The organism is Streptomyces sp. NBC_01314 (assembly GCF_041435215.1).
In the GTDB taxonomy this organism is placed as follows: domain Bacteria; phylum Actinomycetota; class Actinomycetes; order Streptomycetales; family Streptomycetaceae; genus Streptomyces.
Genome location: NZ_CP108394.1, coordinates 4506957 through 4531610, shown reverse-complemented (window position 1 = coordinate 4531610; position 24654 = coordinate 4506957). Strand labels below are relative to the sequence as shown.

At 69.4% G+C, this 24654-nt stretch carries 28 protein-coding genes; 22 read left to right on the top strand and 6 right to left on the bottom strand.

Translation table 11 applies throughout. The features are described from left to right. The first annotated feature begins 55 nt into the window (after nucleotides 1-55). The 4 genes from OG622_RS19850 (at nucleotide 56) to OG622_RS19835 (ending at nucleotide 5689) form a co-directional block, all read left to right on the top strand. Nucleotides 56-607 carry an RNA polymerase sigma factor gene (locus tag OG622_RS19850; RefSeq protein ID WP_371577729.1) on the top strand — a complete coding sequence of 184 codons (552 nt, stop codon included), beginning with the start codon at nucleotides 56-58 and terminating at the stop codon, nucleotides 605-607. Then, a complete protein-coding gene (locus OG622_RS19845; RefSeq protein ID WP_371577727.1) occupies nucleotides 604-1209 on the top strand; it encodes a hypothetical protein in 606 nt (201 codons plus the stop codon). Before OG622_RS19850 ends, OG622_RS19845 begins: the two co-directional genes overlap by 4 nt. 168 nt (nucleotides 1210-1377) lie before the next feature. Next, entirely contained in the window at nucleotides 1378-4518 is a 3141-nt protein-coding gene (locus OG622_RS19840) for a glycosyl hydrolase 115 family protein (protein ID WP_371577725.1), read from the top strand. Between the two features lie 25 nt (nucleotides 4519-4543). Then, on the top strand, nucleotides 4544-5689 hold the full coding sequence (locus OG622_RS19835; RefSeq protein WP_371577724.1) for an endo-1,4-beta-xylanase: 1146 nt from the start codon (nucleotides 4544-4546) through the stop codon (nucleotides 5687-5689). A 12-nt stretch (nucleotides 5690-5701) separates the two neighbouring features. Here the strand turns inward: OG622_RS19835 and OG622_RS19830 are convergent, their stop codons facing one another. From OG622_RS19830 to OG622_RS19820, 3 genes are all read right to left on the bottom strand, one after another. Continuing rightward, the gene (locus OG622_RS19830) at nucleotides 5702-6301 is read right to left on the bottom strand and encodes a Uma2 family endonuclease (protein WP_371577722.1); all 600 of its coding nucleotides are present in this window, start codon (nucleotides 6299-6301) and stop codon (nucleotides 5702-5704) included. A 49-nt stretch (nucleotides 6302-6350) separates the two neighbouring features. Beyond that, the gene (locus OG622_RS19825) at nucleotides 6351-7244 is read right to left on the bottom strand and encodes a helix-turn-helix domain-containing protein (RefSeq protein ID WP_371577720.1); all 894 of its coding nucleotides are present in this window, start codon (nucleotides 7242-7244) and stop codon (nucleotides 6351-6353) included. Between the two features lie 165 nt (nucleotides 7245-7409). Next, nucleotides 7410-7970 (bottom strand): ATP-binding protein, encoded by a 561-nt coding sequence (locus OG622_RS19820; RefSeq protein ID WP_371577718.1) that lies wholly within the window; start codon nucleotides 7968-7970, stop codon nucleotides 7410-7412. Nucleotides 7971-8125: 155 nt separating this feature from the next. Between OG622_RS19820 and OG622_RS19815 the strand changes: the two genes are divergently transcribed. Together OG622_RS19815 and OG622_RS19810 are read left to right on the top strand one after the other, a co-directional pair. Beyond that, on the top strand, nucleotides 8126-9001 hold the full coding sequence (locus OG622_RS19815) for a helix-turn-helix domain-containing protein (RefSeq protein ID WP_371584151.1): 876 nt from the start codon (nucleotides 8126-8128) through the stop codon (nucleotides 8999-9001). Beyond that, nucleotides 8998-9207: a DUF397 domain-containing protein gene (locus tag OG622_RS19810; protein ID WP_371577716.1), complete on the top strand. Its 210-nt coding sequence runs from the start codon at nucleotides 8998-9000 to the stop codon at nucleotides 9205-9207. The genes OG622_RS19815 and OG622_RS19810 overlap by 4 nt, the downstream gene beginning before the upstream one ends. Here OG622_RS19810 and OG622_RS19805 read toward each other — a convergent pair. Further along, nucleotides 9147-11171, bottom strand: coding sequence for an ATP-binding protein (locus OG622_RS19805; RefSeq protein ID WP_371577714.1), 2025 nt, complete (start codon nucleotides 11169-11171; stop codon nucleotides 9147-9149). The genes OG622_RS19810 and OG622_RS19805 overlap by 61 nt on opposite strands. 162 nt (nucleotides 11172-11333) lie before the next feature. On the opposite strand from OG622_RS19805, the gene OG622_RS19800 reads away from it, so the two are divergent. Then, entirely contained in the window at nucleotides 11334-12164 is an 831-nt protein-coding gene (locus OG622_RS19800) for a hypothetical protein (protein WP_371577712.1), read from the top strand. 5 nt (nucleotides 12165-12169) lie between these two features. Here the strand turns inward: OG622_RS19800 and OG622_RS19795 are convergent, their stop codons facing one another. Both OG622_RS19795 and OG622_RS19790 read right to left on the bottom strand, forming a co-directional pair. Next, entirely contained in the window at nucleotides 12170-14956 is a 2787-nt protein-coding gene (locus tag OG622_RS19795) for a poly(A) polymerase (RefSeq protein ID WP_371577711.1), read from the bottom strand. 6 nt (nucleotides 14957-14962) lie between these two features. Continuing rightward, nucleotides 14963-16705, bottom strand: coding sequence for an RNA ligase family protein (locus OG622_RS19790; protein WP_371577709.1), 1743 nt, complete (start codon nucleotides 16703-16705; stop codon nucleotides 14963-14965). Nucleotides 16706-17656: 951 nt separating this feature from the next. Between OG622_RS19790 and rpsJ the strand changes: the two genes are divergently transcribed. The 15 genes from rpsJ to OG622_RS19715 all read left to right on the top strand — a co-directional run bounded on the left by rpsJ (nucleotide 17657) and on the right by OG622_RS19715 (nucleotide 24597). After that, on the top strand, nucleotides 17657-17965 hold the full coding sequence (gene rpsJ / locus OG622_RS19785) for a 30S ribosomal protein S10 (protein WP_003948644.1): 309 nt from the start codon (nucleotides 17657-17659) through the stop codon (nucleotides 17963-17965). Nucleotides 17966-17982: 17 nt separating this feature from the next. Continuing rightward, complete coding sequence (rplC, locus tag OG622_RS19780) at nucleotides 17983-18627, top strand: 50S ribosomal protein L3 (RefSeq protein ID WP_020118531.1); 645 nt, start codon at nucleotides 17983-17985, stop codon at nucleotides 18625-18627. Nucleotides 18628-18634: 7 nt separating this feature from the next. Further along, nucleotides 18635-19294 carry a 50S ribosomal protein L4 gene (rplD, locus tag OG622_RS19775; protein ID WP_371577707.1) on the top strand — a complete coding sequence of 220 codons (660 nt, stop codon included), beginning with the start codon at nucleotides 18635-18637 and terminating at the stop codon, nucleotides 19292-19294. After that, the gene (rplW, locus tag OG622_RS19770) at nucleotides 19294-19713 is read left to right on the top strand and encodes a 50S ribosomal protein L23 (RefSeq protein ID WP_371577705.1); all 420 of its coding nucleotides are present in this window, start codon (nucleotides 19294-19296) and stop codon (nucleotides 19711-19713) included. Before rplD ends, rplW begins: the two co-directional genes overlap by 1 nt. A gap of 49 nt (nucleotides 19714-19762) precedes the next feature. Next, a complete protein-coding gene (gene rplB / locus OG622_RS19765; RefSeq protein WP_037694116.1) occupies nucleotides 19763-20599 on the top strand; it encodes a 50S ribosomal protein L2 in 837 nt (278 codons plus the stop codon). A gap of 12 nt (nucleotides 20600-20611) precedes the next feature. Next, on the top strand, nucleotides 20612-20893 hold the full coding sequence (gene rpsS, locus OG622_RS19760) for a 30S ribosomal protein S19 (protein WP_013001415.1): 282 nt from the start codon (nucleotides 20612-20614) through the stop codon (nucleotides 20891-20893). A 41-nt stretch (nucleotides 20894-20934) separates the two neighbouring features. Further along, complete coding sequence (gene rplV, locus OG622_RS19755; RefSeq protein WP_004571827.1) at nucleotides 20935-21282, top strand: 50S ribosomal protein L22; 348 nt, start codon at nucleotides 20935-20937, stop codon at nucleotides 21280-21282. Further along, nucleotides 21282-22118, top strand: coding sequence for a 30S ribosomal protein S3 (gene rpsC / locus OG622_RS19750; protein ID WP_046704426.1), 837 nt, complete (start codon nucleotides 21282-21284; stop codon nucleotides 22116-22118). The genes rplV and rpsC overlap by 1 nt, the downstream gene beginning before the upstream one ends. 5 nt (nucleotides 22119-22123) lie before the next feature. Further along, nucleotides 22124-22543 carry a 50S ribosomal protein L16 gene (gene rplP, locus OG622_RS19745; protein WP_004927269.1) on the top strand — a complete coding sequence of 140 codons (420 nt, stop codon included), beginning with the start codon at nucleotides 22124-22126 and terminating at the stop codon, nucleotides 22541-22543. Then, nucleotides 22543-22767: a 50S ribosomal protein L29 gene (rpmC, locus tag OG622_RS19740; RefSeq protein WP_030831683.1), complete on the top strand. Its 225-nt coding sequence runs from the start codon at nucleotides 22543-22545 to the stop codon at nucleotides 22765-22767. The genes rplP and rpmC overlap by 1 nt, the downstream gene beginning before the upstream one ends. Continuing rightward, complete coding sequence (rpsQ, locus tag OG622_RS19735) at nucleotides 22767-23054, top strand: 30S ribosomal protein S17 (protein WP_046704425.1); 288 nt, start codon at nucleotides 22767-22769, stop codon at nucleotides 23052-23054. Before rpmC ends, rpsQ begins: the two co-directional genes overlap by 1 nt. Nucleotides 23055-23154: 100 nt before the next feature. Further along, nucleotides 23155-23523: a 50S ribosomal protein L14 gene (rplN, locus tag OG622_RS19730; protein ID WP_003992364.1), complete on the top strand. Its 369-nt coding sequence runs from the start codon at nucleotides 23155-23157 to the stop codon at nucleotides 23521-23523. Between the two features lie 2 nt (nucleotides 23524-23525). Beyond that, on the top strand, nucleotides 23526-23849 hold the full coding sequence (gene rplX, locus OG622_RS19725) for a 50S ribosomal protein L24 (protein WP_371577698.1): 324 nt from the start codon (nucleotides 23526-23528) through the stop codon (nucleotides 23847-23849). Next, a complete protein-coding gene (gene rplE / locus OG622_RS19720) occupies nucleotides 23849-24406 on the top strand; it encodes a 50S ribosomal protein L5 (RefSeq protein WP_005481216.1) in 558 nt (185 codons plus the stop codon). Before rplX ends, rplE begins: the two co-directional genes overlap by 1 nt. A 5-nt stretch (nucleotides 24407-24411) precedes the next feature. Further along, on the top strand, nucleotides 24412-24597 hold the full coding sequence (locus OG622_RS19715; RefSeq protein ID WP_003948630.1) for a type Z 30S ribosomal protein S14: 186 nt from the start codon (nucleotides 24412-24414) through the stop codon (nucleotides 24595-24597). Nucleotides 24598-24654 lie beyond the last annotated feature (57 nt).

Genomic DNA, 24654 nt, shown 5'->3' with positions numbered 1-24654 from the left:
GGAGGTACGTACCTTGGCACCGGACAGCAGAAGCCGCGGCGGTCCGCCGGGAGGCATGTACGATCCGGCGGCCTTCGAGGTCTTCTATCGCCGTCATGTCGACGCCGTCACCCGCTTCATGGCCCGGCGGGTCGCCGATCCGCACACCGTCGCCGATCTCACCGCCGAGACCTTCCTCGCGGTGATCGACTCCGCCCGCGCCTACCGGCCCGAGCTCGGAAGCGAAACGGCCTGGCTGTACGGCATCGCGCGCAACGTGGTGGCGGCGGAGGCGCGGCGCAGTGCGCGGCAGAGCGCGCTCGGCGGCCGGATCGCCGGGCGACGGCTGCTGGAGGCCGACGACATCGGCCGGCTGGAGGACAAGCTCGACGCCGAGGCGGCCGGACGCCGGGCGCTGGCCGCGCTGGACGGGCTGCCCGACGGGGAGCGCGCGGTCGTCGAACTCGTCGCCGTCGACCAGTTGAGCGTCACCGAGGCCGCCACGGCGCTGGGGATACGCAAGGTCACGGCGCGCGTACGGCTGCACCGGGCCCGCCGGGCGCTTCGCTCGGCGGCGGTGGGCAGCGACCATCCGGCAGGGCTCAGCTACGCAGGGGGAGAGGCATGACCACGAAGACGACGAAGACCTTCGAGGACCGGCTGCTGGACGAGCTCCAGCGGGAGATCGCGCTACGGGCAGAGGACGCGCCCGAGCCCGTGATCCGCCGCACGATCACGACGCGGCGTGCGCTCGTCGCCCTCGCGGCGTGTGTCGCCGCGGCGGGAGTCGTGGTCGCGCTGCCGTCGTCGACCGGCGGGTCCAGCGCGTACGCCGTCGAACGGCACGAGGACGGCAGTGTCACGGTCAGCATGGAGGACATCGTGCTGAGCGGCGACGACCAGAAGGAGCTGAGTGAGCGGCTGCGTGCCGAAGGCATCAGCGTGACTGTCGACAAGCCGAGGAACGGTCATGTCTGCGCGAGGCGTCGTGGTGAGGCCTATCAGCCGGGCTGGGTGGTGGGGTCGTCGCGTGGCACCGGTGAGGTGATGCCCAGCCACGCGTTCACTCTGCGCCCTGGTGATTCCCTGGTGTTCGAGGTGCCGCAATGGGGGGCGGGCGACCGCGCTCCCGCCTCGACCGTGTTCGGGTACAAGGGGCGGGCCGAGCCCTGCCGGGAAGTGCCCTGGGACGGGAGCGGCGTCCGTAGGGACTCCTTCGAGGAGAAGTAGGCCGAGCGGCCCGTACGGCGTCGACCGTACGGGCCCTCCGGCTACAAGCGGCAGGCTTCGAAACTATTCGGCGCGTACGACCCGTTGTCCCCTCGCTTCACTCCCTCCACCATTTGTCATGGCGCTGAGCAAATTCAGCCTTCGGGATGACCGGTGGAGGGGTGGGGCATGTCCGCGGACGTCAGCCGTAGAACCGTTCTGGGAGCGGGTGCAGGTCTCGCCGTGGTGCCCGCTCTGCCGGGTGTGGCGCGGGCGGAGGAGGCGTCGGCGGGTGGTGCGCCGGGCGGGCCGCGTGTCACCGATCCCGGCGCGTACATCTCCTTCACCGGCGGGGCGTTCTCGCTGGTCGGGGCGCCGGTCGTGGTCGGTCCCGAGGATCACCCCGGAGTCGTACGGGTCGCGGGGGATCTGCGGGACGACATCGAGCGGGTGACGGGGGTGCGGCCGGGGAGCGGGATGGCGGCCGAGGTCGTGCTGGTGGGGACCATCGGGCGGAGTCCGCTGATCGACGGGCTGATCGCCGCCGGGAAGCTGGACGTCGGCGGGGTGCGGGGTGAGTGGGAGACCTCGTTGCAGACGGTCGTCGAGCGGCCGATGCCCGGGGTGGAGCGGGCCTTCGTCATCGCGGGCAGCGATCCGCGCGGCACGATCTTCGGGGTGTACGACGTCTCGTACGGCCTCGGTGTCTCGCCCTGGTACTGGTGGGACGACGTGCCGCCGGTCCACCGGGACGCGGTGTACGTGCGGCCGGGCCGCTTCAGTCAGGGGACGCCGGCCGTGAAGTACCGGGGCGTCTTCGTCAACGACGAGAACCCGGCGCTCGGGACGTGGGCGCCGGCGTTCTTCGGACCCGGGAAGGCGCCGGGGCATCCCGGGGGCTTCAACGCGGACTTCTGGGCGAAGGTCTTCGAGGTGTTGTTGAGGCTGAAGGGGAACTACGTCTGGCCGGCGGTGTGGGGGCGGGCCTTCGCCGAGGACGATCCGGAGAACCACGCGCGGGCGAAGGCCTATGGGGTTGTCATGGGCACGTCTCATGAGGCGCCCATGATGCGGGGGATCGAGGAGTGGAACCGGCACGCGGTGCCGGCGGTGCGGGACAGCTCGGGCAAGGTGGTGACCCCTGGGCGCGACCCCTACGGCGGCACCGGCGAGTGGTCGTACCGCCGGAACGCGGAAGCCATCCGGGCGTACTGGCGGGACGGCATCCGGCGCATGGTCGACGAGGACTTCGAGGGCGTCGTCACGCTGGGGATGCGGGGCAACGGCGACACGAGCCTCCCGGACGGCGACGGCATCGAGCTGATGCGGGAGATCATCGAGACCCAGCGGGGGATCATCGCCGAGGTGACCGGCCGGCCGGTGGAGGAGACCCCGCAGGTGTGGACCCTCTACAAGGAGGTCCAGCGGTACTGGGACCGAGGGCTGCGGGCGCCGGACGACGTGACGGTCGTCCTCACGGACGACAACTGGGGGAACATCCGTAAGCATCCGGACCCGGGGGGCCCCGTACGACCTGGGGGTTACGGGTTGTACTACCACTTCGACTACGTCGGTGTCGGGCGCAACTACAAGTGGGTCGACACGGCGAACCTCGCGAATCTGTGGGAGCAGCTGCACGAGGCGAGTTCCTTCGGGAACCGTGGGCTGTGGGTGGTCAACGTCGGCGACCTGAAGGGGAACGAGCTGCCGACCGAGTTCTTCCTGAACTACGCCTGGAATCCGGGACGTTGGGACCTGAAGAACCTGGAGGAGTGGGAGCGGGGGTTCGCGCGCCAGAACTTCGGGGCGGTGGTGGCGGCGGAGATCGCCGAGGTGCTGGGTGCGTACGGGCAGCTCCAGGCGCGACGTAAGCCCGAGCTGCTGAACCGCCGGATCACCCTCGATGAGACGAAGGACCCCACCAAGGACGAGCGGGCGATCGTCTACGACGACCAGGAGACGCCCTTCTTCTTCGGCCATCGTGAGCTGGAGCGGGTCACGGAGGAGTGGCGGGCGCTGGCGAAGCGGGCGGAACGGGTGGGGAGACGGCTTCCTGCCGCCGTTCAGGACGCCTGGTTCGAGCTGGTCGGGTACGCGGTGGCGGCTACGGCGAACCTGTACGGGCTGCGGGCGGCCGAGTTCGAGAACCTGCTGTACGCGGGGCAGGGGCGGGCGGCGACGAACGGCCGGGCGGCGGCTGCCGAGGCGGGGCTGGCACGGGACTTCGCGTTGGCCGACCGCTTCAACTCCGGGGTGGCGGGCGGGAAGTGGCGGGGCTTCCAGACGCAGCCGCACATCGGGTACGGGGACGTGGAGCGCTACGGCCCGAACGCCGGGTGGCAGCAGCCGGAGAAGAACAACGTGGCGCTGCCGGACGAGATCTTCCCCAAGGTGCGGCGGATCGAGGTGCCGGAGGCGGCGGACCTGGGGGTGGCGGTCGACGGGGCGGACGACTCGGGGCAGTGGTGGCCCCGGTCGGCGACGGAGGCGGTTCTGCCGGTCTTCAGCCCGTATCAGACGCGGCCTCAGCAGTACGTGGAGATCTTCAACCGGGGGCGTACGCCCTTCTCGTACCGGATCGAGTCGTCGGTGCCGTGGCTGGTGGTGGAGCGGTCGCGGGGGCGGGTCGAGGAGCAGGTGCGGGTGGGGGTACGGGTGGACTGGGGGCGGGTGCCGGCGGGGGGTGCGGAAGCCGCGCTGACGGTGTCCGGGGCCGGGGCCTCGGTCAGGGTGAAGGCCGTCGCGGAGAAGCCGACGGCGCGGGAGGCGCGGGGGCTGCGGGGGTTCGTCGAGGCGGGCGGGTATGTGGCGATCGACGCGGAGCACCACGCGCGGGCGGTGGGGTCGCCCGACGGGCGGGTGCGCTGGCGCCGGATCGAGCGGATCGGGCGTACGGGCGCGGGGGTGACGCCGTGGCCGGTGACGGCTGCCCGGCAGACGCCGGGGGGTACCGGGCCGCGCCTGGAGTACGAGGTCAGTGTTCTGTCGGCCGTGGACGAGGTGACGGTCCGGGCGTACGTCTCACCTCGGAACCCCACGCTGGCGACGGGCGGGCTGCGGTACGCCGTGTCCTTCGGCGCCGGTGCTCCCCAGGTCGTCGACATCAACGCCGTCACCGGGGCCGACGACGGGCTCATGAACAAGCAGTGGGCGCGCAACACCTCGGACAACGTGAACGTGACGGCGACCCGGCACGCGATCGCCGGGCCAGGGGTGCACCGGCTGACGTTCTGGATGGTCGACCCGACGGTGGTGCTGCAGCGGCTGGTGATCGACACGGGCGGACTGACGCCGACGTATCTGGGGCCGCTGGAGAGCCAGCGTGTCTGAGGCCGGATCTGAGAGAGGACCACGGATGACGCACACGAACCGTTTCCGCTGCCACTTCCGCTACCGCTGCCGCACGCCCGTGCTCGCGCTGGTCGCCGGGGCACTGCTGTCCACGGCGGTGGCCGTGCAGCCGGCCTCGGCGCACGACCCGTCCGGTCCTTCGGGTCCGTCCGGCCAGTCCGGCCAGTCCGGCCAGTCCGGCCAGTCCTTGAGGAAGCTCGCCGACCGGGCCGGTGTCCGCATCGGTACCGCTGTGGACATGAACGCGCTGGCCGAGGACCGTACCTACCGCAGGACGACCGCGCGCGAGTTCGACTCGGTGACCGCCGAGAACGCCATGAAGTGGGAGTCGGTGGAGCCGCGGCGGGGCGTCCACGACTGGAAGCCCGCCGACGACCTCGTCCGGTACGCCCGCGCCCATGGGCAGGTCGTCCGCGGCCACACCCTCGTCTGGCACAGCCAGCTGCCGGGCTGGCTGACCTCCGGGGTGGAGGACGGGTCGATCGGCTCGACGGAGCTGCGGGGCATTCTGCGGAACCACATCACGACGGAGGTGAAGCGCTACAAGGGGAAGATCCAGCAGTGGGACGTGGTGAACGAGGTCTTCGAGGAGGACGGCAGCCTGCGGAACTCGATCTGGCTGCGTGAGCTGGGTCCGTCCTACATCGCGGACGCCTTCCGCTGGGCCCATGCCGCCGACCCGAAGGCGAAGCTCTTCCTCAACGACTACAACGTGGAGGGCGTCAACGCGAAGTCCACGGCGTACTACGAACTGGCGAAGCGGTTGCGGGCGGAGGGCGTGCCGGTGCAGGGCTTCGGCGCTCAGGGCCACCTCGCGATCCAGTACGGCTTCCCGGGGCAGGTCGCCGAGAACCTCGCCCGCTTCGAGGCGCTGGGGATGCGGACGGCGTTCACGGAGGTGGACGTGCGGATGATCCTGCCGGTGGACGAGACGAAGTCGGCGACCCAGGCGAGTTACTTCCGGAGGCTGCTGGATGCCTGCCTGGGGGCGCGGAGCTGCACGTCGTTCACGGTGTGGGGCTTCACGGACAGGTACTCGTGGGTGCCGGGGGTCTTCGGCGGTCAGGGGGCGGCGACGCCGATGGACGAGGAGTACGGGCGGAAGCCGGCGTACGGGGCGCTGCGGGAGGGGCTGGCGGCCGGGAGGTGACCGGCGTCGCCCTCAGCCCTTGTCCGGGTAGCGGGGCAGGTTCTCCGTGGAGATGGTCCAGTCGGCGATGGTGACGTCCTCGCCGTACACGAAGTCCTTGCGGGTGGCGTAGCGGGGCCCGTCGGGGGTGGGATGGATGTCGGTGAGGACGGCGCCGGTGCCGGTGCGTGGGTCGAAGACGGCGTAGACGGGGATGCCGAGCAGGGGGTAGTCGCGCATCTTGCCGACCCAGTCGTTCTCGGGGTTGGAGCGAGAGACCACCTCAATGGCGGCGACGAGTGTCCGGGGGTCGATGGAGCCCTCGACATTCAGGTCGTCCCACGCGATCACCATCACATCAGGGTGACGCATGATGCCTTCTGGCTCGTCCTCCACGTCGGGCGTGCCATTGTGGGCCAGCAGCTCTTCCGGCATGAGTTTCTCCAGACGGCGGCTGACGTGCGCTGCCGTCACCTCGTGAGGGCCTCCCGGAGACATCATGTCGTGAACGATTCCTTCCTTGGTGATCTCGAATTTGCCGGGGAGTGTGTCGTCCATCGACTGAACGAAGTCCCGCATGGCTCGGTAGATGTGGGGGGCGCCGTGCTGCGCGTCGTCCGGGGCGATGGTCATGGCGCTCGCTCCTCGTCTGGGCCCGTGGGCAAGGATCGTCACGTTCATGCTAGGGGGCCTCCATGAGGTCAGGCGTGGTGTGGTCGGGCCCGCAGTCGCGGCAGCGGCTCCCCTGCGGCCCCCGGAAGCCGCGGTCGCAGCCGTCGCAGTTCGTCATCTCGTAGTGAACGGATGGCGGTGACGCCGGGGCACGGAACGGTGGCAGGGGCGGCAGCTGGGCCGTGAGCCGGTGGGCCAGGAAGGCGGCCGGGCGGTGGAGCGGTTCGTTCGGGAGGTCGCCGGTCAGGGCGTGGCGTACGGCGGTGGGGGTGAGGTCGCGCTCCAGCCAGGCGGCCACGCCCGGCGCGAGGTGGGCGGTGTCGCAGGCCGAGAGGAGAAGGCGGGGGTCCGTGCGGCGCAGGTCGGCGAGGAGGTCGGTGGCGGTCCGGAGGAGGGTGGGGGAGCGGTAGGCGGGCTGGGGGACGGCGGGGAGGGGCTTGCGGGGCGCCTTCTTCTTCCGGGGCGCGCTGTTACGGCGTACGTCGTCCCGGCCTACGGGCTCGTCCTCCGAGTGGGTGCGGCCGGGCTGGTTGCAGGAGATCGTGCGGGTGATGATCCGGCCGCCGGGGATGCGTACGCGCTCCCGGCGCAGGTACCCGTGGTCCTGCAACTCGTGCAGGGCGGCGGCGATCCGGGTCGCGCCCTCCTTGAAGCGGGCGGTGAGGCTCTTGATGTCGACGTGGGCGCCTTTCGGCAGCGACTGGATGTGAGCTCCCAGCCCGATCGCGAGGAGTGACAGCTCCGGGTGCTGGGCCAGGTGGTTGCCGATCACCGTGAAACGGGCGGTGTGGCGGGTGTGCTCGTGGATCAGACCGCCGCCGGAGTGGCTCTGCCGGTTCGGGTGGTTGTTGTCGCCAACCCGGGCGTGGGCGCGCGAGGGCGCGCTAGGGTTCTGCGTATCCATCGGGAAGCTGTTCTCTTCCTGGGTGGTCAGGCCCTCGCACTGGGATTGCCGTCCCGGCGGGGGCCGTCGTATGTCCGCGGTTGTTCTGCGGTTGTGTGGTGCCTGTGCTGCTGCGCTGAGCGTAGGGCAGGCGACCGCTCCCGAATCCAGCCGAGCGGGCGATGTTCACCCGCGTGGGTGACGCGGCCTGCCGGGCGGGAGGAGGGGTGGGGTTTGGTGGGGTTCTTTCTCTCCCAGGTTCTTTGGGGAAAGACCGCCCGTGGCACCGAAGCTCACATATCCGGGTGCCGGTTCCGGTGCCTGGCGGAGGGTGACCTCGGCCCAGACCGTCTTGCGCGGCGGCCTCCCCGGGGGGGTGCCCCAGCGGTCGGCGAGTGCCTCGACAAGGAGGAGGCCTCGGCCGGACTCGGCGTCGGGGGAAGCGTGTTGGGCTCTGGGCAGTCGTTCACCACGCGTGTCCGTGACCTCGATACGGAGCGTGGCGCCGATGACGTAGAGCGTCAGGTCGAAGTCGCGGCCCTGAATCCGTCCGTGCGTCGCGGCGTTGGCCGCCAGTTCGGCGACGATGTGGTCCGCCGGGTGCAACGGCAGCCCCCACTCGCGCAGTTGCTCGGTGGCGAGGAGACGGGCGAGTCGGGCTCCGCGTGGCGTGGGTGACAGCCGCACGCTGAAGTTGCGGATGCAGCTGCCGAGTTCGGCGTCGGGGGCGACGGTTTCCTGATTCACATCACTCAGCGTGGCGGTGCGCGCCTACTGTGACCAGTGACTATGCCGATACGTACGGTTACTGTCCGGAGCTTGTCCGCTCGTGTCGGGCCTGTCCGGAACGGTCGTAGGGGTAGGGGGCGGTGAGGCGCATCGGTACGGCGGAGAGGTGCGCGATGCACGTGGACGGCGACGCGGGTCGGCTCAAGGAGAAGACGGAGGAGCCGGGTTGGGAGGTGGATCCCAACGACGACTGGGGTGTCGCGGTCGTCGAGACCGTGGGGCGGCAGCTGAAGCTGCGGCGCGAGGCCATGGGGATGCGGGCGGCCGACTTCGCGGCGGCGGTCGGGTACGGGGAGGACCTGGTCTACAAGATCGAGGGAGGGAAGCGGATTCCCCGCCAGGAGTTTCTGGACAAGGCCGACGAGGCGTTGGGGGCGGGTGGGCTAATTTCCGCGACCTGGGAGGACGTGAAGAGGGTCCGGTACCCGAAGAAGGTGCGGGCGCTGGGGCAGATGGAGGCGAAGGCGGTCGAGATCGGGGGGTACGAGTGCAACATCATCGCTGGGCTGTTGCAGACGCCTGAGCATGCCAGGGCGGCCATCGAGGCGGCCCAGCCTCCCTACTCCCAGGACGATGTGGACCGAATGGTGGCCGGTCGCATGGCCCGGCAGTCCATCTTTGAGCGTGACCCTGGGCCCGCGATCAGTTTCGTGCTGGAAGAGGCGCCGCTAAGGAGGCCTCTCGGGGGCACAATGGTGTGGCGGCGGCAGCTCGAACGCCTATTGGAGGTGGGTCGGTTGAGGAATGTCACGCTTCAGATGATGCCGACGCACCGCGAGGTCCACTCCGGCCTGGATGGACGTATCGAGCTGTTGAAGTTCGCGGACGGCACAGCGGTGGGACGTTGCGACGGCGTGTTCAACGGCCGCCCCGTCACTGACCCCAAGCAGCTGCGCATCCTTGAGCTGCAGTATGGAACCATCCGAGCGCAGGCCCTCCCGCCTGGGGAGTCGCTGGCCTTCATCGAGCAACTGCTGGGAGAGACATGATGCGCAAGGCCCTCGCCGGGGACGCATCCGAGCCGGTGTGGTTCAAGAGCAGCTACAGCGGTGGCAATAACGGCGAGTCCTGCGTCGAGGTCGCCGTAACCCCCGGCACCGTCCACGTCCGTGACTCCAAGAACCTACGGGGCCCTCAGCTCACGCTCACGTCGACCGCCTGGGCGGACTTCGTGTCGTACGCGGTCGAAGGCTGACCGTCCCTGCGGGATGCGGGAATCGTCCCGTCGGCAACCAGTTCCGCCACGGTGTCGCCGTGGTTGCGGACCAGGTAGTCCATCGCGTGTTCGGTGGAGGACTGGTATTCCAGCTGCGCACTGTGGAACCGCAGGCGTTCCTGGCAGTCCTCGATGATCTCGCCCCAGGTCTTCACCATGATCCGGAAGCGTGGGTTGGAGACGGCGCATCCCGGGACACGGTCCATCTGGTGGGCCATCTGCCGAAGCGTTCTGTCCATGGCGTTGCCCACGAGCCAGAAGTCCCACGTCACCGCCGGTTCACAGAAGCGGTCGTCGGACATCACCGCCTCCGCGTAGCTGTTGATCTGGCCGAACTCCGTCACCCCCAGGACGACGTTGGGGCGCTTCAACTCGACGACCAGATGGTGCCGTTCGCTTTTTCGATGGCGAGCGGCACGGGACAGCATCAGATCGACCCGGCCGCGTCGCCCGTCCTCACGCAGGACCGGTTCCGGTGTGGGGTTGTCACGGCCGAGGAGCCGGCAGTGCTCCGCGAGGACGACGTTGAGACTGCGGTCGCTGACATGGAGTGCGTACTCTTCGCCGAACACCCAGCACTGATCCTCCAGGATCCGGTGGAGTTCGTCCCGCTCGGTCACGCGTTGCTTCGCTTCCGGTGCGAAGACGAGGTGCTCCAGCGCCGCCAGGAAGTCGATGCGGTTCGCTGCCGCCGTGGAAGCCTTGATCAGAGCTGAGAGCGTGGTGCGCCGCAGAAGCCGGTTGAGTTCCTCTCGTTCCTGCTTGGAGAGTGAGAACAAGTCGTCGGCGATGCGCAGCACGTCCGAGGGCTCGTGGGCGAGGACGGATCGAAGCAGCGCGAAGGTGGTGCGGCGTGTGCCCTGAGACCTCGGCAGATGCCGGAAGACGGTGGTGGCGACGGCGTCGAAGGTCTCGCGCTCCGCTCGTTCTTTCTCGTTCGCGGCGTCATCCGCGTACGGGTAGATGCCTTCCCGACGCCATTCCGTGACCTGTTCCCGCCGTCGTTCGTCCACGCGTGCCCGGAAATGGGCCTTGAGCTGGTCACGGGCCGCCGCGAGCACTTCGGCGAGCGGTCCGTGCGACGCCCAGTCGGTGAAGGCGAGATCCTCGGAGTCGACATCGTCGAAGCCGGACCAGCTGAGATGCGCCGTGAACTCGAAGCCCGGCGCCTGGATGCCCGGCTTGAGCTGCGCTCGCGACATGCCTTCCCCGTCGCACAGGAAGAGCGCGCGGGTGACGGACCTGCGCCATTCGACGACCTTCAGTCGGGCCGGGTCGCCGCTCCAGTCGGCGGGGGAGGGCAGGACGTAGTCGCGCACGTGCGACTGCTCGGCGGCCGGGTCGAGGTCATGGCCGTCGTACTCGATGCGTACGTCCGGGTATTTCTCCAAGTACGTGGCGAAGGCCGTGGTGAGTGATGACCTGGCGCGCTCGTCAGCCAGGACGTTCAGTTGCTCGTCACCGCCGAACGCCTCGAACAGTGTGCCGGTCGGGTCGTCCGTGGGTTCCGGTTCGCCGATGTCGAACTCGTCCATGGAACGCCGGTCCGCCTCTATCACCAACTGCTGTCGGCCTCCGACGGCGTCGCTGACGCTGGTCCAGCGCACCTGGGTGCCGAGTGCGAAGGCGCGCACCCGGCCGCGTCCGTTCTTCCCGTGCAGGGCACGCTTCTTCACCGGACTTCCCTGCGAACGCTTCTTCCAGGAGGCACCGATCGGCCGGAAGTACTCCTCGCAGTGCTCGGCAGGCATCCCGCTGCCGTCGTCCTGGACGCGAACCCTGTCCACGCCGCCCAGGTCGTTGCGCTCCAGCGTGACGACGACGTGCCCGGCGTCGGCGTCGACGCTGTTCCAGATCAGTTCCTCGACCGCGCCGACGGGATCCCGCAGCCGCGCCAGCTCGGCGACGTGCTCCCGGCTGGTCTCCAACCTCACCTTCACCATGGCGTGGGCTTCTCCCTGTTGCTGTCGTGCGTCTGCTGTCGTGAGTCCCTGACCGGGAGCACAGTTTGCCCGCTCCGGGGGATCTGACGTGCGGAATCGCCGTGAGATCACCCTTGGTAGCCTGCCGCCTTCTGGATAGGCATCTTTACTGAAGAGGTGTGAATGAAGTCAGGCAGACGAACCGTCGCGGTGGCCACGCTCGTGGCGGCGCTGGGGTTCTCCGTGCTGAACGCGCCGGCGGCCCACGCGGCGGACACCGGGATCACCGTGTCGGACATCGTCATCAACAACGGCAAGCCGATCGTTGTGGGAACGGCGAAGGAGGTGGAGCCGCCCATCACGTTCAACCTGGCGCTGCCGGCCGGGTACAGCGTCGAGGGACCGGCGGGCATGTGGAGCGCATACCCCTTCCTCTATCGAGGTGATCTCAAGACGGCCGCCGACACCGGAGAGAACTTCATCCAACCGGGCAGCTACACCTGCTACGAGATCGACCCCAGGCATGCTCGCTGTGAGGGCAACCTCTACATCGATCCGCATCAGGCTCAGGAACACGTCGACTCCAACAGCGATGCCACCACGTGGAAGGTCGCCGTGTCGCTTCGCCTCTTCAAGGCCAGCGGGGGTCTGAAAGCCGGGGAGACCGAGAAGCGGTCCAAGACCGTCCAGCTCAGGCGCGCTGCCAAGGCCACCGTCAACGCCACGCCCGAGCCGGTCACCGAGGGCAAGAAGATCACCGTCACGGGCAAACTGACCCGGGCGAACTGGAGCACGAAGAAGTACGGCGGCTACAGCGGTCGTACCGTGAGCCTCCAGTTCAAGGCCAAGGGCGCCGACACCTTCAAGACGGTCAAGAAGGCCACCACCAGCAGTACGGGGGCGCTGAAGAGCACGGTCACGGCCTCCGCCGACGGCTCGTACCGCTGGGTGTACTACGGGAACAGCACGACCGGCGTCGCCACCAGCGCGTCGGACTACGTCGACGTGCGCTGACCCCCTCAGGACAGGGTCGGCACCTCTCCGCCCTCGGCCCTCATGAGCGTGACCCCCGCCAGACCGCGCAGCCGACGTTCAGCCACGGCGGTCACATCGGTCGCGGTCGGTGGGGTCCGGCCCAGGCCGATGGCGTAGCGGGCGGGGGCCGTAGTGAAGGGGCGGGGCCAGGCGTGGCAGTCGGGAGCCGCCTCGGCGAGGTCGGTGATCAGCGCCCGCATCCTGCCCCGTACCCGGCCCTCGTCCGCGACGCCGTCCGCGCCCCCGTCCACCGTCACGATCGCCCAGGCGGCGTGGCGGCGGTGGAGCGGGGGAGGGGTGAGGAGGCCCGAGAACGCGGTGCCCTCCTCCAGCAGTTCCCAGGCCCGGAACAGCTCTTGGGTGATGAGGTCGCGCATGCCCGTCGTGACCTGGTCCGTGCAGGGGCGGACCGGGGCCGAGGGGGTCGCGATGGTGAGGGGGAGCCCGCCGGAGGTGCCTGCGAGGTCTCCCACCGGCTCGCGCCAGTCCCACGCCGCCCACGTCGCGAAGAAGTGCCGTAGGAGATCGGCCGACGGAAGGCCGCCCGCCTCGCTCGCCGTGCGGGCCGCCAGGACGGACCAGGCCAGGCCCGGCAGGCCGCCGAACGGTGCCGAGTCCAGGCCCCGCGCCTTCGCCCATGCCTTGACCTGACTGGCCAGCCGGGCGAAGGCCGGCCCGTGGGTGCCCGCCGAGGCGAGTACCGCGTCGGCGTCACTCACCGCGCTGAGCGCGACCGCCGCCGCTTCGCCCAACTCGGCCCGCCGGTCCACCGCCTCCGAGGGGTCCAGCGATCCGGTGGCCACGACGGCCAGGTCCACGTCCAGGCCGTCGAGCCGCAGCCGCAGACCGGGTACGCGTGCTCCGACCACCTCGCGCACATCACCGGCCCCGCGCGTCGCTTCGCTCAACTTCGCCCGGACGATGGACAGTTCGACCGTCCCGGGCAGTGCCGCCACCAGGTCCAGGTCGGCGCCCGGCAGCGCGCAGCCCATGCGCCGGGAGCCGACGACGTGTACGACGCCGGCCGGGAACGCGGCCGCGATGAGGCGGGTGACCCGGTCGGCCACGGCGCCCGTGCCGGACGAGGCGGCCTCGCCGCCATCCCGCGCGGCCTCCTCCCGCCAGCGCACCTCTCCCGTCCCCAGACTCACCGTCCCCCGCACCCGCATCGGCTCGTCCCCCCGTCGCGACAACAGAGCCAGCTCGCCGACCTCGGCCCGCATGGGGGCGAGCCGGGCCGCGCAGGCGGCGGCCAGGCTGTTCGGGTCGGTGGCGCGGCCCAGGCTCAGATGCGGGGTGAAGCCCTCGTGACGGCCGCGGCAGCGCGGGAAGTGGCGTACGAGGGTGCTGTGCAGCTCGGCCCAGGGCTCCTCGCCGTCCGCCGCCGGGTCGAGCCACACGGTCGCGTCGTCCCGGTGACCGAACCAGTGCACGCCCTCCAGCCGGGCGTCGAACGGAGCCGTGGTGGCCGTCGCGAGCACCGAGGCCGCCTGCTCGAAGGCGTGTTCCGGTACGAAGCCGAAGAGCAGGTTCACATGCGGGGGCCAGCGGTGGATCTGCGGGTCGTGCTGCCGGCGGATGTCCTGCAGCGGCGGCCACAACTCCTCGGGAGGGAGCCACGCCAGGGCCGTACGGGCGGTCGGCCGGATGTCGAGGCAGGCGAAGGCGGTGTCCGGGGCGTCAGGGCCCACCTCCGCCCGTACGCCGTAGTGGTCCGAGATGTACAGCCCGTCCGGCGAGGGCGCGTCCCCGTACAGCTCGGCCGACCGCACCCCCAGACTCCGTCCGCGCACCAGCACCCGGTCCAGCCGTGACACCCGCCCCGTCAGGGACGACACCGCCGCCAGCGGGTTGGTGCCGGGGTCGAAGGTCGGCGTCCTGTCGTCCGGGCCGTGCGTCTCGCTCCACGCGTCCCGCATGCCGAGCGTCACCTGGGGTGTGTCGCCGCCGTCGTTGAAGTCGCCCAGCAGGACGAGATCGGCGTCCAGGGCCGCCAAACCCTCGGCGATCCGGGCCAGTTCGGCGGCGCGGCGACCGGCGCCGTCGGCGGAGTGGTCACTGCTCAGATGCGTCGCCGCGACCACGAGGGGGTGCCCGCCGGTCTCCACCACCACCGCGGTCACCGCCTTGTGCGGGCCCAGCGAGTGGAACGCGGCCTCGCGGACCGGCAACCGGCTCAGGAGCAGCAGACCGCACGCGTCCACGTCCCGTCCGTGCGGGTCCGTGCCCAGCGTCCAGTCCGCCCGCACCCACGGTTCGCGCAGCAGCATCGCCAGCAGTTCCGCCTCGACCTCCTGCAACGCGATCACGTCCACATCGGCCTCGCGCAGGGCCCGCAGCAGCAACGGCCTGCGTCCGGCGCTGTCGATGAGGTCGGCGTCGTACCGGTCCCAGAGAGTGTTCCAGGTCAGCACCCGTACGCCTGCGGAGCCAGTACTTCCCGGGGAGCGCGCGGGCACCCACTCCTCCCCGCCCCACGCGTACGGCGTGCGCGCCGTGAAGAACGGCGCCCGGAGCAGCCGGGCCTCCCGTACGCGCCCCGCCTCCGTCGCGTCGATCCGGTCCGCCCCCGTGGCCCGGTCCCAGACCATCTCCCCGTCGGCCTCGAAGAACAGCACCCGGTGCCACGGGATCTCGCCGCCGGGCACGAAGGCGGGCAGCGGGACCCGCTTGGGCTCGGCGTTCCGCTGAAGGACGCCGAGCACGAAGCGGGCCGGGTCGAAGCGCGCGTCCCAGCGCACCCGGTGATAGATCTCCTCGCTCGTACGCACGGTTCCTCAGACCTCTTCCTCTACGGTCCCGCTCGCCCCGATGTACCAGGTGCGGTGCGCGTCGCCCGGATACGGCGGGGCGAAGCGGCGCAGCTGGTGGGTGAGCACCCCGGGCGGTACCGGGTGTTCGCGGCGGGTGTTGCGTCGTATCAGCTCGTCCTCGTCGACCAGGACCACGGCGTGGGTGAGCAGGGCGTTGCGGCGGCGGGCGACCGCGTGCACCAGCGAGCGCTGCTGATGGTTGAGCGAGGTGGCGTCCCACACCACCGTCCCACCGGCGGCCAGCGCCCCGTCCAGCCGGTCGAGCCCGGCGCGCAGTACGTCCGGGTTGGCGCGCTGGTCGGCGCGTGCGCCGCGCGCCTCGCGCAGCTCGTCCAGCGAGACATACCTGTCCACGCCCGTGAGCCCCCGCGCGAAGGTGCTCTTGCCGCTGCCCGCCGGACCCACCAGCTGGATCAGCCTCGGGAAGGCCCCCGACCGCCACCGCCACGTCGCGGCGACGGCCTCGGCGGCAGCGCCGGAGCCGCCCCCGCCTATGCGCCCCCGCGCGTACGCCTCCCGCGCCTCTGCCCGGCACCGGACGGCCGCCTCGGCCGGCAGCCCGGTGAACGCCTCCCCCAGGGCACCCTCATCCAAGCCCGGCACCTCCTCGGCGTGCAGCGCCGACCACTCCACCTGCTCGGACGCCGCGTCCGTCGCCGCCGTGGCCCGGGCGACCGCGTGCAGCAGACCGAGGTCTGCGGCGAGGGACAGCCGGGCCAGGCCGTTCCGGCGGTCCTCGTCCGGATACGGCCGGTGCAGCGCGGGGTGCAGCCCCACGACATCGGCGACCCGCCGCGCGAGCGGCATGCCCACGGCCCCGGCCAGCCGCGCCGCGATCCGGGCCCGCCAACCGCCCCGCTTGGTGCCCCGGTTGCGGTCCTGCTTGTCGTCGGGTCCGTCCTCGGGTTCGTCCTCGTCGCCGTGCAACAGCGCGGCCAGCACGCCGACGAGCCGGTCGTCACCGGTCCGCCCCGCCGCGTCGAAGCGGGCGACGGCCTCCCGGTCCCCCTCGCCCGGCAGCCCGACGGCCCGCGCCAGCGCGTCGGCGTCCACGGGCGCCCCCGATCGCACCGCCCACAGCGGGGCCCGCGCGCCCAGCCCGTTCTCGACGACGGCCGCGTGCATCCAGTGCGTGTCCGTCCGTACGTGCCCGGACCGCACCCACTTCGCGACGCGGGCGCCGAACTCCTCCGCGCCGAAGCCGTCCACGACCCGGACGACGTACCCCTCCTGCCGTCCGGGATCCAGCCGCAGCGCGCGCAGCGCCCGCTCGTCGAACACGCCCCGCCACAGCACGCGCGGCACGGGGACCCCGAGTCCGCGCAGAAATGCCACCGACCGGTCCCAGTCCAGACAGCGCCCGTCCCCGTCCCACACCGAGAACCCGTAGAACCAACTGTCCAGGTCGTCGTACGGGAGGGAATGGCGGGCGAACATGTTCTCCCCGCACACCCGCCATCCCTCCGGAACGGCGTGGCCGATACGGGCCTGGAGCGCCTTGACCCAGGTGCGGGAGGGGTGGTGCGCGGAGTCGAGTGAGCGGGCGTGCAGGCCGTCGGCGTACAGCGTGGTGTTCTCGCCGTCGAGCTTCTCGGTCACCACGACCTCGCGTCCGCGCAGGCCGGACAGGTCGGTGACCCGGAGATCATCGGCGGTCGCGCCGGGGGACCAGGGCAGATGCCTGGTCCGCGGATAGTGCGTGCGCATGAACGTTCCCCCGAGCCGATCGACGTACCTGATCAGCGTAGGAGCGCGGACCGGGGCGGGCGAGCGGATTACCCGCGGCTCAGTGTTTCGATATGAACCAGGCCCGGGTGAAGCCGGTCCCGTTGTGAAGCCGGTCCCGTCGTGAGGCAGGTCCCGGTGTGCGGCCGGTCCCGTAGGGCGCCAGGCCACCCCATGGACCCTGGACGGTGGACGGTGGACGGTGGACGGCGCGATCCTTCCCGCCTCGGGACTGTGAGCCGCGCCGCGCACGATGGCGGCGTCGCTGAGACTGGTCACCGAGCGCACCTTGGGGGCCCCGCGCCTTCCTGGCAGTGGACCGGGCAGCTGACCTGGCACAACGGAGCCGTACGCGCCTACTCCGTCTTCGCCGGGGCCCTTCCGGACGGGCGCCGCCTCCTCATGCAACCGCCTCCACGGCTCGCACGCCGAGACGGACGACGCGGCAGTCCGGTGGCTCAAGACGCGAGGACGGTGGGAGGAATGGCGACGACCCCGGACGGCGACAGCGGCTCCCCGGGTTTGACCTGCGTCACTCTCGGGGTAATCTCTCCGGCTCGATTGGCGGAGGTGCTGGGCCGTATGGCAGACTAGCGGGGTTGCTCGGTCGAGTGTTGATGCTGCGCGCCTCCCGCCGGGAGGACCGGAAGCGAGTCCCACAGTACTCGTCGCCCCAACTGCCTTACGGCAGCGCTGGAGCGGACGTACGGGAATCTTTCGGGAAGTGTCAGTGCGGCGCCGGCCAGGCACCCGGTGGGCTTCTGCTCCCGGCCTGCGGTTCCGGAAGGGCCGTGTTTCCCGACAAGGGATGCTCGAACAAGGGGCATCTGTGTCAGTGGAAGCGCGACACACCCGACCGCGTGGGTCGGAGGAGCGGGTGAGGGAACATCGGGTTCCAGAGCGTTAAACCAGACAAAGGACTACTGAGTAGCCATGGCGGGACAGAAGATCCGCATCCGGCTCAAGGCCTACGACCACGAGGTCATCGACAGCTCGGCGAAGAAGATCGTCGAGACGGTGACCCGCACTGGTGCGTCGGTCGCGGGCCCGGTGCCGCTGCCCACTGAGAAGAACGTGTACTGCGTCATCAAGTCGCCGCACAAGTACAAGGACTCGCGCGAGCACTTCGAGATGCGCACGCACAAGCGCCTGATCGACATTCTCGACCCGACCCCCAAGACCGTTGACTCTCTGATGCGACTCGACCTCCCGGCCGGTGTCGACATCGAGATCAAGCTCTGAAGGCCGGTGATCTGAGAATGGCTAAGCAGATCAAGGGCATCCTGGGCGAGAAGCTCGGCATGACGCAGGTGTGGGACGAGAACAACCGCGTTGTTCCGGTCACCGTCGTCAAGGCCAGCCCCAACGTCGTGACCCAGGTCCGTACGAACGATGTCGACGGCTACGAGTCGGTCCAGATCGCCTTCGGCGAGATCGACCCTCGCAAGGTGAACAAGCCCCTCAAGGGTCACTTCGCCAAGGCCGACGTCACCCCCCGCCGTCACCTCGTCGAGATCCGCACCGCGGACGCCTCCGAGTACACGCTGGGCCAGGAGATCTCCGCCGAGGTCTTCGAGGCCGGCGTCAAGGTGGACGTGACCGGCAAGAGCAAGGGCAAGGGCTTCGCCGGTGTCATGAAGCGTCACAACTTCAAGGGCCTCGGCGCCGGTCACGGCACCCAGCGCAAGCACCGCTCCCCCGGCTCCATCGGTGGCTGCGCCACCCCGGGCCGTGTGTTCAAGGGCCTCCGCATGGCGGGTCGCATGGGCAACGAGCGGGTCACCACCCAGAACCTGACCGTCCACGCCGTTGACGCGGAGAAGGGTCTGCTGCTCATCAAGGGCGCTGTCCCCGGTCCGAACGGCGGCCTCGTCCTGGTCCGCACTGCGGCCAAGGGGGCCTGAGGTACCGATGAGCACTGTTGACATCCTTTCGCCTGCGGGCGAGAAGACCGGAAGCGTCGAGCTCCCCGCGGAGATCTTCGGCGTGGAGAAGATCAGCATCCCGCTGATCCACCAGGTCGTCGTCGCGCAGAACGCCGCTGCCCGCCAGGGCACGCACAAGACCAAGCGTCGCGGTGAAGTCCGTGGTGGCGGCAAGAAGCCGTACCGCCAGAAGGGCACCGGCCGCGCCCGTCAGGGCTCGACCCGTGCGCCGCAGTTCGCCGGTGGTGGCGTCGTCCACGGCCCGCAGCCGCGTGACTACTCGCAGCGGACCCCGAAGAAGATGAAGGCCGCGGCCCTGCGCCACGCCCTCACCGACCGGGCCCGCCACAACCGCATCCACGTCGTCTCCGGCGTCATCGAGGGTGAGAACCCGTCGACGAAGGCCGCCCGGACGCTGTTCGGCAAGATCTCGGAGCGCAAGAACCTGCTCCTGGTCGTCGACCGCGCCGACGAGGCCGCGTGGCTCTCCGCCCGCAACCTGCCCCAGGTGCACATCCTGGAGCCGGGCCAGCTGAACACGTACGACGTGATCGTCTCGGACGATGTGGTCTTCACTCAGGCCGCCCTTGAGTCCTTCGTGTCCGGCCCGAACACGGCCAACGACACCGAAGGGAGCGAGGCCTGATGGCTACGCGTCACCCGAGCATTGCCTCCAAGGCTGCCAAGGCTGCCAAGGCCGCGCGCGTCGCCAAGGCGAAGCGCCACGCGACCGAAGGCAAGAACACCGTCGTCACCGCGCCCAGCAAGGCGTTCACGGACCACCGTGACGTGCTGCTGAAGCCGGTCGTGTCGGAGAAGAGCTACGCGCTGCTCGATGAGGGCAAGTACACCTTCATCGTCGCGCCGGGCGCCAACAAGACCCAGATCAAGCAGGCCGTCCAGGCGGTCTTCTCGGTCAAGGTCACCGGGGTCAACACGATCAACCGCATCGGCAAGCGCAAGCGCACCAAGACCGGTTTCGGTCAGCGTGCCGGCTCCAAGCGCGCCATCGTGACCCTTGCCGAGGGCGACCGCATCGACATCTTCGGCGGTCCGACCGCGTAAGCGGGTCGGAGCGTCCAGATAATCGGAAACTTCCGAGGACTGAGAGACAATGGGTATCCGCAAGTACAAGCCGACTACGCCGGGCCGTCGTGGCTCCAGCGTCGCCGACTTCGTCGAGATCACGCGGTCCACGCCGGAGAAGTCGCTGGTCCGCCCGCTGCACAGCAAGGGCGGCCGTAACAACGCCGGTCGTGTGACCGTTCGCCACCAGGGTGGCGGACACAAGCGCGCCTACCGAGTGATCGACTTCCGTCGTCACGACAAGGACGGCGTGCCGGCGAAGGTCGCGCACATCGAGTACGACCCCAACCGCACCGCGCGCATCGCGCTGCTGCACTACGCCGACGGCGAGAAGCGCTACATCCTCGCCCCGCGCAACCTGCAGCAGGGCGACCGTGTGGAGAACGGTCCCGGGGCCGACATCAAGCCGGGCAACAACCTGGCGCTCCGCAACATCCCGGTCGGTACCACGATCCACGCGATCGAGCTCCGTCCCGGTGGCGGCGCCAAGTTCGCCCGCTCCGCCGGTACCTCCGTGCAGCTGCTCGCGAAGGAGGGCTCGATGGCCCACCTCCGCATGCCGTCCGGTGAGATCCGCCTGGTCGACGCGCGCTGCCGCGCCACCGTCGGTGAGGTCGGCAACGCCGAGCAGAGCAACATCAACTGGGGCAAGGCCGGCCGTAAGCGCTGGCTGGGCGTCCGCCCGACCGTCCGCGGTGTGGCGATGAACCCGGTTGACCACCCCCACGGTGGTGGTGAGGGCAAGACCTCCGGTGGTCGCCACCCGGTCAGCCCCTGGGGTCAGAAGGAGGGTCGTACTCGCTCGCCGAAGAAGGCTTCGAGCAAGTACATCGTCCGCCGCCGCAAGACGAACAAGAAGCGCTAGGAGCGGGTTTAGATGCCGCGCAGTCTCAAGAAGGGGCCCTTCGTCGACGGACACCTCATCAAGAAGGTGGACGTACAGAACGAAGCCGGCACCAAGAACGTCATCAAGACCTGGTCCCGTCGCTCGATGATCATCCCGGCCATGCTCGGCCACACGATCGCGGTGCACAACGGCAAGACCCACATTCCGGTGTTCGTCACCGAGTCGATGGTCGGCCACAAGCTCGGCGAGTTCTCGCCGACGCGCACCTTCCGGGGTCACGTCAAGGACGACCGGAAGTCGAAGCGCCGCTAACGCGGGGTGGAATGACCATGACAGACACTGGAAGGACAACCATGGAAGCCAGGGCCCAGGCGCGGTACATCCGCGTTACGCCCATGAAGGCCCGCCGTGTGGTGGACCTCATCCGTGGCATGGATGCCACGGAGGCTCAGGCGGTCCTGCGTTTCGCCCCGCAGGCCGCGAGCGTGCCGGTCGGCAAGGTGCTGGACAGCGCCATTGCCAACGCCGCGCACAACTACGACCACACGGACGCCTCTTCGCTGGTCATCAGCGAGGCGTACGTCGACGAGGGTCCGACCCTGAAGCGGTTCCGTCCGCGTGCCCAGGGCCGTGCCTACCGGATCCGCAAGCGGACCAGCCACATCACCGTGGTCGTCAGCAGCAAGGAAGGAACCCGGTAATGGGCCAGAAGGTAAACCCGCATGGGTTCCGGCTCGGCATCACCACGGACTTCAAGTCGCGGTGGTACGCCGACAAGCTGTACAAGGACTACGTCGGTGAAGACGTCGCCATCCGTCGGATGATGACGTCCGGCATGGAGCGCGCCGGCATCTCGAAGGTGGAGATCGAGCGCACCCGTGACAGGGTCCGCGTCGACATCCACACCGCGCGTCCGGGCATCGTCATCGGCCGCCGCGGCGCCGAGGCCGACCGTATCCGCGGCGACCTGGAGAAGCTGACCAAGAAGCAGGTCCAGCTCAACATCCTCGAGGTCAAGAACCCGGAGACGGACGCTCAGCTGGTGGCCCAGGCCGTCGCCGAGCAGCTCTCCTCCCGCGTCTCCTTCCGTCGCGCCATGCGTAAGAGCATGCAGGGCACGATGAAGGCCGGCGCCAAGGGCATCAAGATCCAGTGCGGTGGCCGCCTCGGTGGCGCCGAGATGTCCCGCTCGGAGTTCTACCGCGAGGGCCGTGTGCCCCTGCACACGCTCCGCGCGAACGTGGACTACGGCTTCTTCGAGGCCAAGACGACCTTCGGCCGCATCGGTGTGAAGGTCTGGATCTACAAGGGCGATGTCAAGAACATCGCCGAGGTCCGCGCCGAGAACGCCGCAGCCCGTGCCGGCAACCGCCCGGCCCGTGGTGGCGGCGGCGCCGACCGCCCGGCCCGTGGTGGCCGTGGTGGCGAGCGTGGCGGTCGCGGTCGTAAGCCGCAGCAGGCTGCAGGCGCCGAGGCCCCCAAGGCCGAGGCTCCCGCCGCCGCCGCTCCGGCTGAGAGCACCGGAACGGAGGCCTGAGGGACATGCTGATCCCCCGTAGGGTCAAGCACCGCAAGCAGCACCACCCGAAGCGCCGTGGCCAGGCCAAGGGTGGTACGACGGTCGCGTTCGGCGAGTACGGCATTCAGGCCCTCACGCCGGCGTACGTGACCAACCGCCAGATCGAGGCGGCCCGTATTGCCATGACCCGCCACATCAAGCGTGGCGGCAAGGTCTGGATCAACATCTACCCGGACCGCCCGCTCACGAAGAAGCCTGCCGAGACCCGCATGGGTTCCGGTAAGGGCTCGCCGGAGTGGTGGATCGCGAACGTGCACCCGGGCCGGGTCATGTTCGAACTGTCCTACCCCAACGAGAAGATCGCCCGTGAGGCCCTCACTCGCGCAGCCCACAAGCTGCCGATGAAGTGCCGGATCGTCAAGCGCGAGGCAGGTGAAGCGTGATGTCGGCCGGTACCAAGGCGTCCGAGCTGCGCGAGCTGGGTGACGAGGAGCTTCTGGCGAAGCTTCGCGAAGCCAAGGAAGAGCTGTTCAATCTCCGCTTCCAGGCGGCGACCGGACAGCTTGAGAACCATGGCCGTCTCAAGGCGGTCCGCAAGGACATCGCGCGGATCTACACCCTGATGCGCGAGCGTGAGCTGGGCATCGAAACGGTGGAGAACGCCTGATGAGCGAGAACAACGTGACTGAGACGAACGACGAGACGCGCGGCTTCCGCAAGACTCGTGAGGGCATCGTCGTCGCCGACAAGATGGACAAGACCGTCGTCGTCGCCGTCGAGGACCGTAAGAAGCACGCCCTGTACGGCAAGGTCATCCGTAGCACGAGCAAGCTCAAGGCGCACGACGAGCAGAACGCCGCCGGCGTCGGCGACCGTGTCCTCCTCATGGAGACCCGGCCGCTGTCCGCCACGAAGCACTGGCGCGTCGTCGAGATCCTCGAGAAGGCCAAGTAATTCCTGCGGGGTAAATCCGCAGGTCAGTTCCGCCAGGCTCGGCAGGGGCCCGCTGTATTGAGGCCCCTGCCGGGAACCGGCAGACAATCAGGAGATAGACGTGATCCAGCAGGAGTCGCGACTGCGTGTCGCCGACAACACTGGTGCGAAGGAAATCCTTTGCATCCGTGTGCTCGGTGGCTCCGGTCGCCGCTACGCGGGCATCGGTGACGTCATCGTCGCCACCGTCAAGGACGCGATCCCCGGCGGCAACGTGAAGAAGGGTGACGTCATCAAGGCGGTCATCGTTCGCACCGTCAAGGAGCGCCGCCGTCCGGACGGCTCGTACATCCGCTTCGACGAGAACGCCGCTGTCATTCTGAAGAACGACGGCGACCCTCGTGGCACCCGTATCTTCGGCCCGGTCGGCCGGGAGCTGCGCGAGAAGAAGTTCATGAAGATCATCTCGCTCGCGCCGGAGGTGCTGTAAGCATGAAGATCAAGAAGGGCGACCTGGTCCAGGTCATCACCGGTAAGGACAAGGGCAAGCAGGGCAAGGTCATCACGGCCTTCCCCCGCGAGGACCGCGTCCTGGTCGAGGGTGTCAACCGGGTCAAGAAGCACACCAAGGCCGGCCCGACAACCAAGGGTTCGCAGGCCGGTGGCATCATCACGACCGAGGCGCCGATCCACGTCTCCAACGTCCAGCTGGTCGTTGAGAAGGACGGCAAGAAGGTCGTCACGCGAGTCGGTTACCGCTTCGACGACGAGGGCAACAAGGTTCGCGTTGCCAAGCGGACGGGTGAGGACATCTGATGGCTACCACCACGACTCCGCGTCTCAAGACGAAGTACCGCGAGGAGATCGCGGGCAAGCTGCAGGAAGAGTTCTCGTACGAGAACGTCATGCAGACCCCGGGTCTCGTCAAGATCGTGGTCAACATGGGTGTGGGCGACGCCGCCCGCGACTCCAAGCTGATCGAGGGCGCCATCCGCGACCTCACCACGATCACCGGTCAGAAGCCGGCCGTCACCAAGGCCCGTAAGTCCATCGCGCAGTTCAAGCTGCGTGAGGGTCAGCCTATCGGTGCCCACGTCACGCTTCGTGGCGACCGCATGTGGGAGTTCCTGGACCGCACCCTGTCGCTCGCGCTGCCGCGCATCCGCGACTTCCGTGGTCTGTCCCCCAAGCAGTTCGACGGCCGTGGCAACTACACCTTCGGTCTCACGGAGCAGGTCATGTTCCACGAGATCGACCAGGACAAGATCGACCGCACCCGGGGTATGGACATCACCGTGGTGACCACGGCGACCAACGACGCTGAGGGCCGCGCGCTCCTCCGTCACCTCGGCTTCCCCTTCAAGGAGGCGTGAGCGAGATGGCGAAGAAGGCTCTGATCGCGAAGGCTGCTCGCAAGCCCAAGTTCGGCGTGCGTGGCTACACGCGCTGCCAGCGCTGTGGCCGTCCCCACTCCGTGTACCGCAAGTTCGGCCTGTGCCGCGTGTGCCTTCGTGAGATGGCTCACCGTGGCGAGCTGCCGGGCGTGACCAAGAGCTCCTGGTAGTCCCTTCTTTTAGGGACTCCCGAAGCTCTCGGTAAGCACTGGGCGTGTCAGGCGCCC

What these genes read in the sequence shown, in the direction of transcription:
- rpmC (WP_030831683.1), top strand. Translation starts at nt 22,543, where the DNA reads ATGTCGGCCGGTACCAAGGCGTCCGAGCTGCGCGAGCTGGGTGACGAG.
- OG622_RS19830 (WP_371577722.1), bottom strand. Translation starts at nt 6,301, where the DNA reads ATGACCATCGCCCCGGACGACGCGCAGCACGGCGCCCCCCACATCTAC.
- OG622_RS19835 (WP_371577724.1), top strand. Translation starts at nt 4,544, where the DNA reads ATGACGCACACGAACCGTTTCCGCTGCCACTTCCGCTACCGCTGCCGC.
- rpsS (WP_013001415.1), top strand. Translation starts at nt 20,612, where the DNA reads ATGCCGCGCAGTCTCAAGAAGGGGCCCTTCGTCGACGGACACCTCATC.
- rplE (WP_005481216.1), top strand. Translation starts at nt 23,849, where the DNA reads ATGGCTACCACCACGACTCCGCGTCTCAAGACGAAGTACCGCGAGGAG.
- OG622_RS19850 (WP_371577729.1), top strand. Translation starts at nt 56, where the DNA reads ATGTACGATCCGGCGGCCTTCGAGGTCTTCTATCGCCGTCATGTCGAC.
- rplD (WP_371577707.1), top strand. Translation starts at nt 18,635, where the DNA reads ATGAGCACTGTTGACATCCTTTCGCCTGCGGGCGAGAAGACCGGAAGC.
- rplV (WP_004571827.1), top strand. Translation starts at nt 20,935, where the DNA reads ATGGAAGCCAGGGCCCAGGCGCGGTACATCCGCGTTACGCCCATGAAG.
- rplC (WP_020118531.1), top strand. Translation starts at nt 17,983, where the DNA reads ATGGCTAAGCAGATCAAGGGCATCCTGGGCGAGAAGCTCGGCATGACG.
- OG622_RS19790 (WP_371577709.1), bottom strand. Translation starts at nt 16,705, where the DNA reads ATGCGCACGCACTATCCGCGGACCAGGCATCTGCCCTGGTCCCCCGGC.
- OG622_RS19800 (WP_371577712.1), top strand. Translation starts at nt 11,334, where the DNA reads ATGAAGTCAGGCAGACGAACCGTCGCGGTGGCCACGCTCGTGGCGGCG.
- OG622_RS19825 (WP_371577720.1), bottom strand. Translation starts at nt 7,244, where the DNA reads ATGGATACGCAGAACCCTAGCGCGCCCTCGCGCGCCCACGCCCGGGTT.
- OG622_RS19810 (WP_371577716.1), top strand. Translation starts at nt 8,998, where the DNA reads ATGATGCGCAAGGCCCTCGCCGGGGACGCATCCGAGCCGGTGTGGTTC.
- rplX (WP_371577698.1), top strand. Translation starts at nt 23,526, where the DNA reads ATGAAGATCAAGAAGGGCGACCTGGTCCAGGTCATCACCGGTAAGGAC.
- rplP (WP_004927269.1), top strand. Translation starts at nt 22,124, where the DNA reads ATGCTGATCCCCCGTAGGGTCAAGCACCGCAAGCAGCACCACCCGAAG.
- rpsQ (WP_046704425.1), top strand. Translation starts at nt 22,767, where the DNA reads ATGAGCGAGAACAACGTGACTGAGACGAACGACGAGACGCGCGGCTTC.
- rplB (WP_037694116.1), top strand. Translation starts at nt 19,763, where the DNA reads ATGGGTATCCGCAAGTACAAGCCGACTACGCCGGGCCGTCGTGGCTCC.
- OG622_RS19805 (WP_371577714.1), bottom strand. Translation starts at nt 11,171, where the DNA reads ATGGTGAAGGTGAGGTTGGAGACCAGCCGGGAGCACGTCGCCGAGCTG.
- rpsJ (WP_003948644.1), top strand. Translation starts at nt 17,657, where the DNA reads ATGGCGGGACAGAAGATCCGCATCCGGCTCAAGGCCTACGACCACGAG.
- rpsC (WP_046704426.1), top strand. Translation starts at nt 21,282, where the DNA reads ATGGGCCAGAAGGTAAACCCGCATGGGTTCCGGCTCGGCATCACCACG.
- OG622_RS19815 (WP_371584151.1), top strand. Translation starts at nt 8,126, where the DNA reads ATGCACGTGGACGGCGACGCGGGTCGGCTCAAGGAGAAGACGGAGGAG.
- OG622_RS19845 (WP_371577727.1), top strand. Translation starts at nt 604, where the DNA reads ATGACCACGAAGACGACGAAGACCTTCGAGGACCGGCTGCTGGACGAG.
- OG622_RS19840 (WP_371577725.1), top strand. Translation starts at nt 1,378, where the DNA reads ATGTCCGCGGACGTCAGCCGTAGAACCGTTCTGGGAGCGGGTGCAGGT.
- OG622_RS19715 (WP_003948630.1), top strand. Translation starts at nt 24,412, where the DNA reads ATGGCGAAGAAGGCTCTGATCGCGAAGGCTGCTCGCAAGCCCAAGTTC.
- rplW (WP_371577705.1), top strand. Translation starts at nt 19,294, where the DNA reads ATGGCTACGCGTCACCCGAGCATTGCCTCCAAGGCTGCCAAGGCTGCC.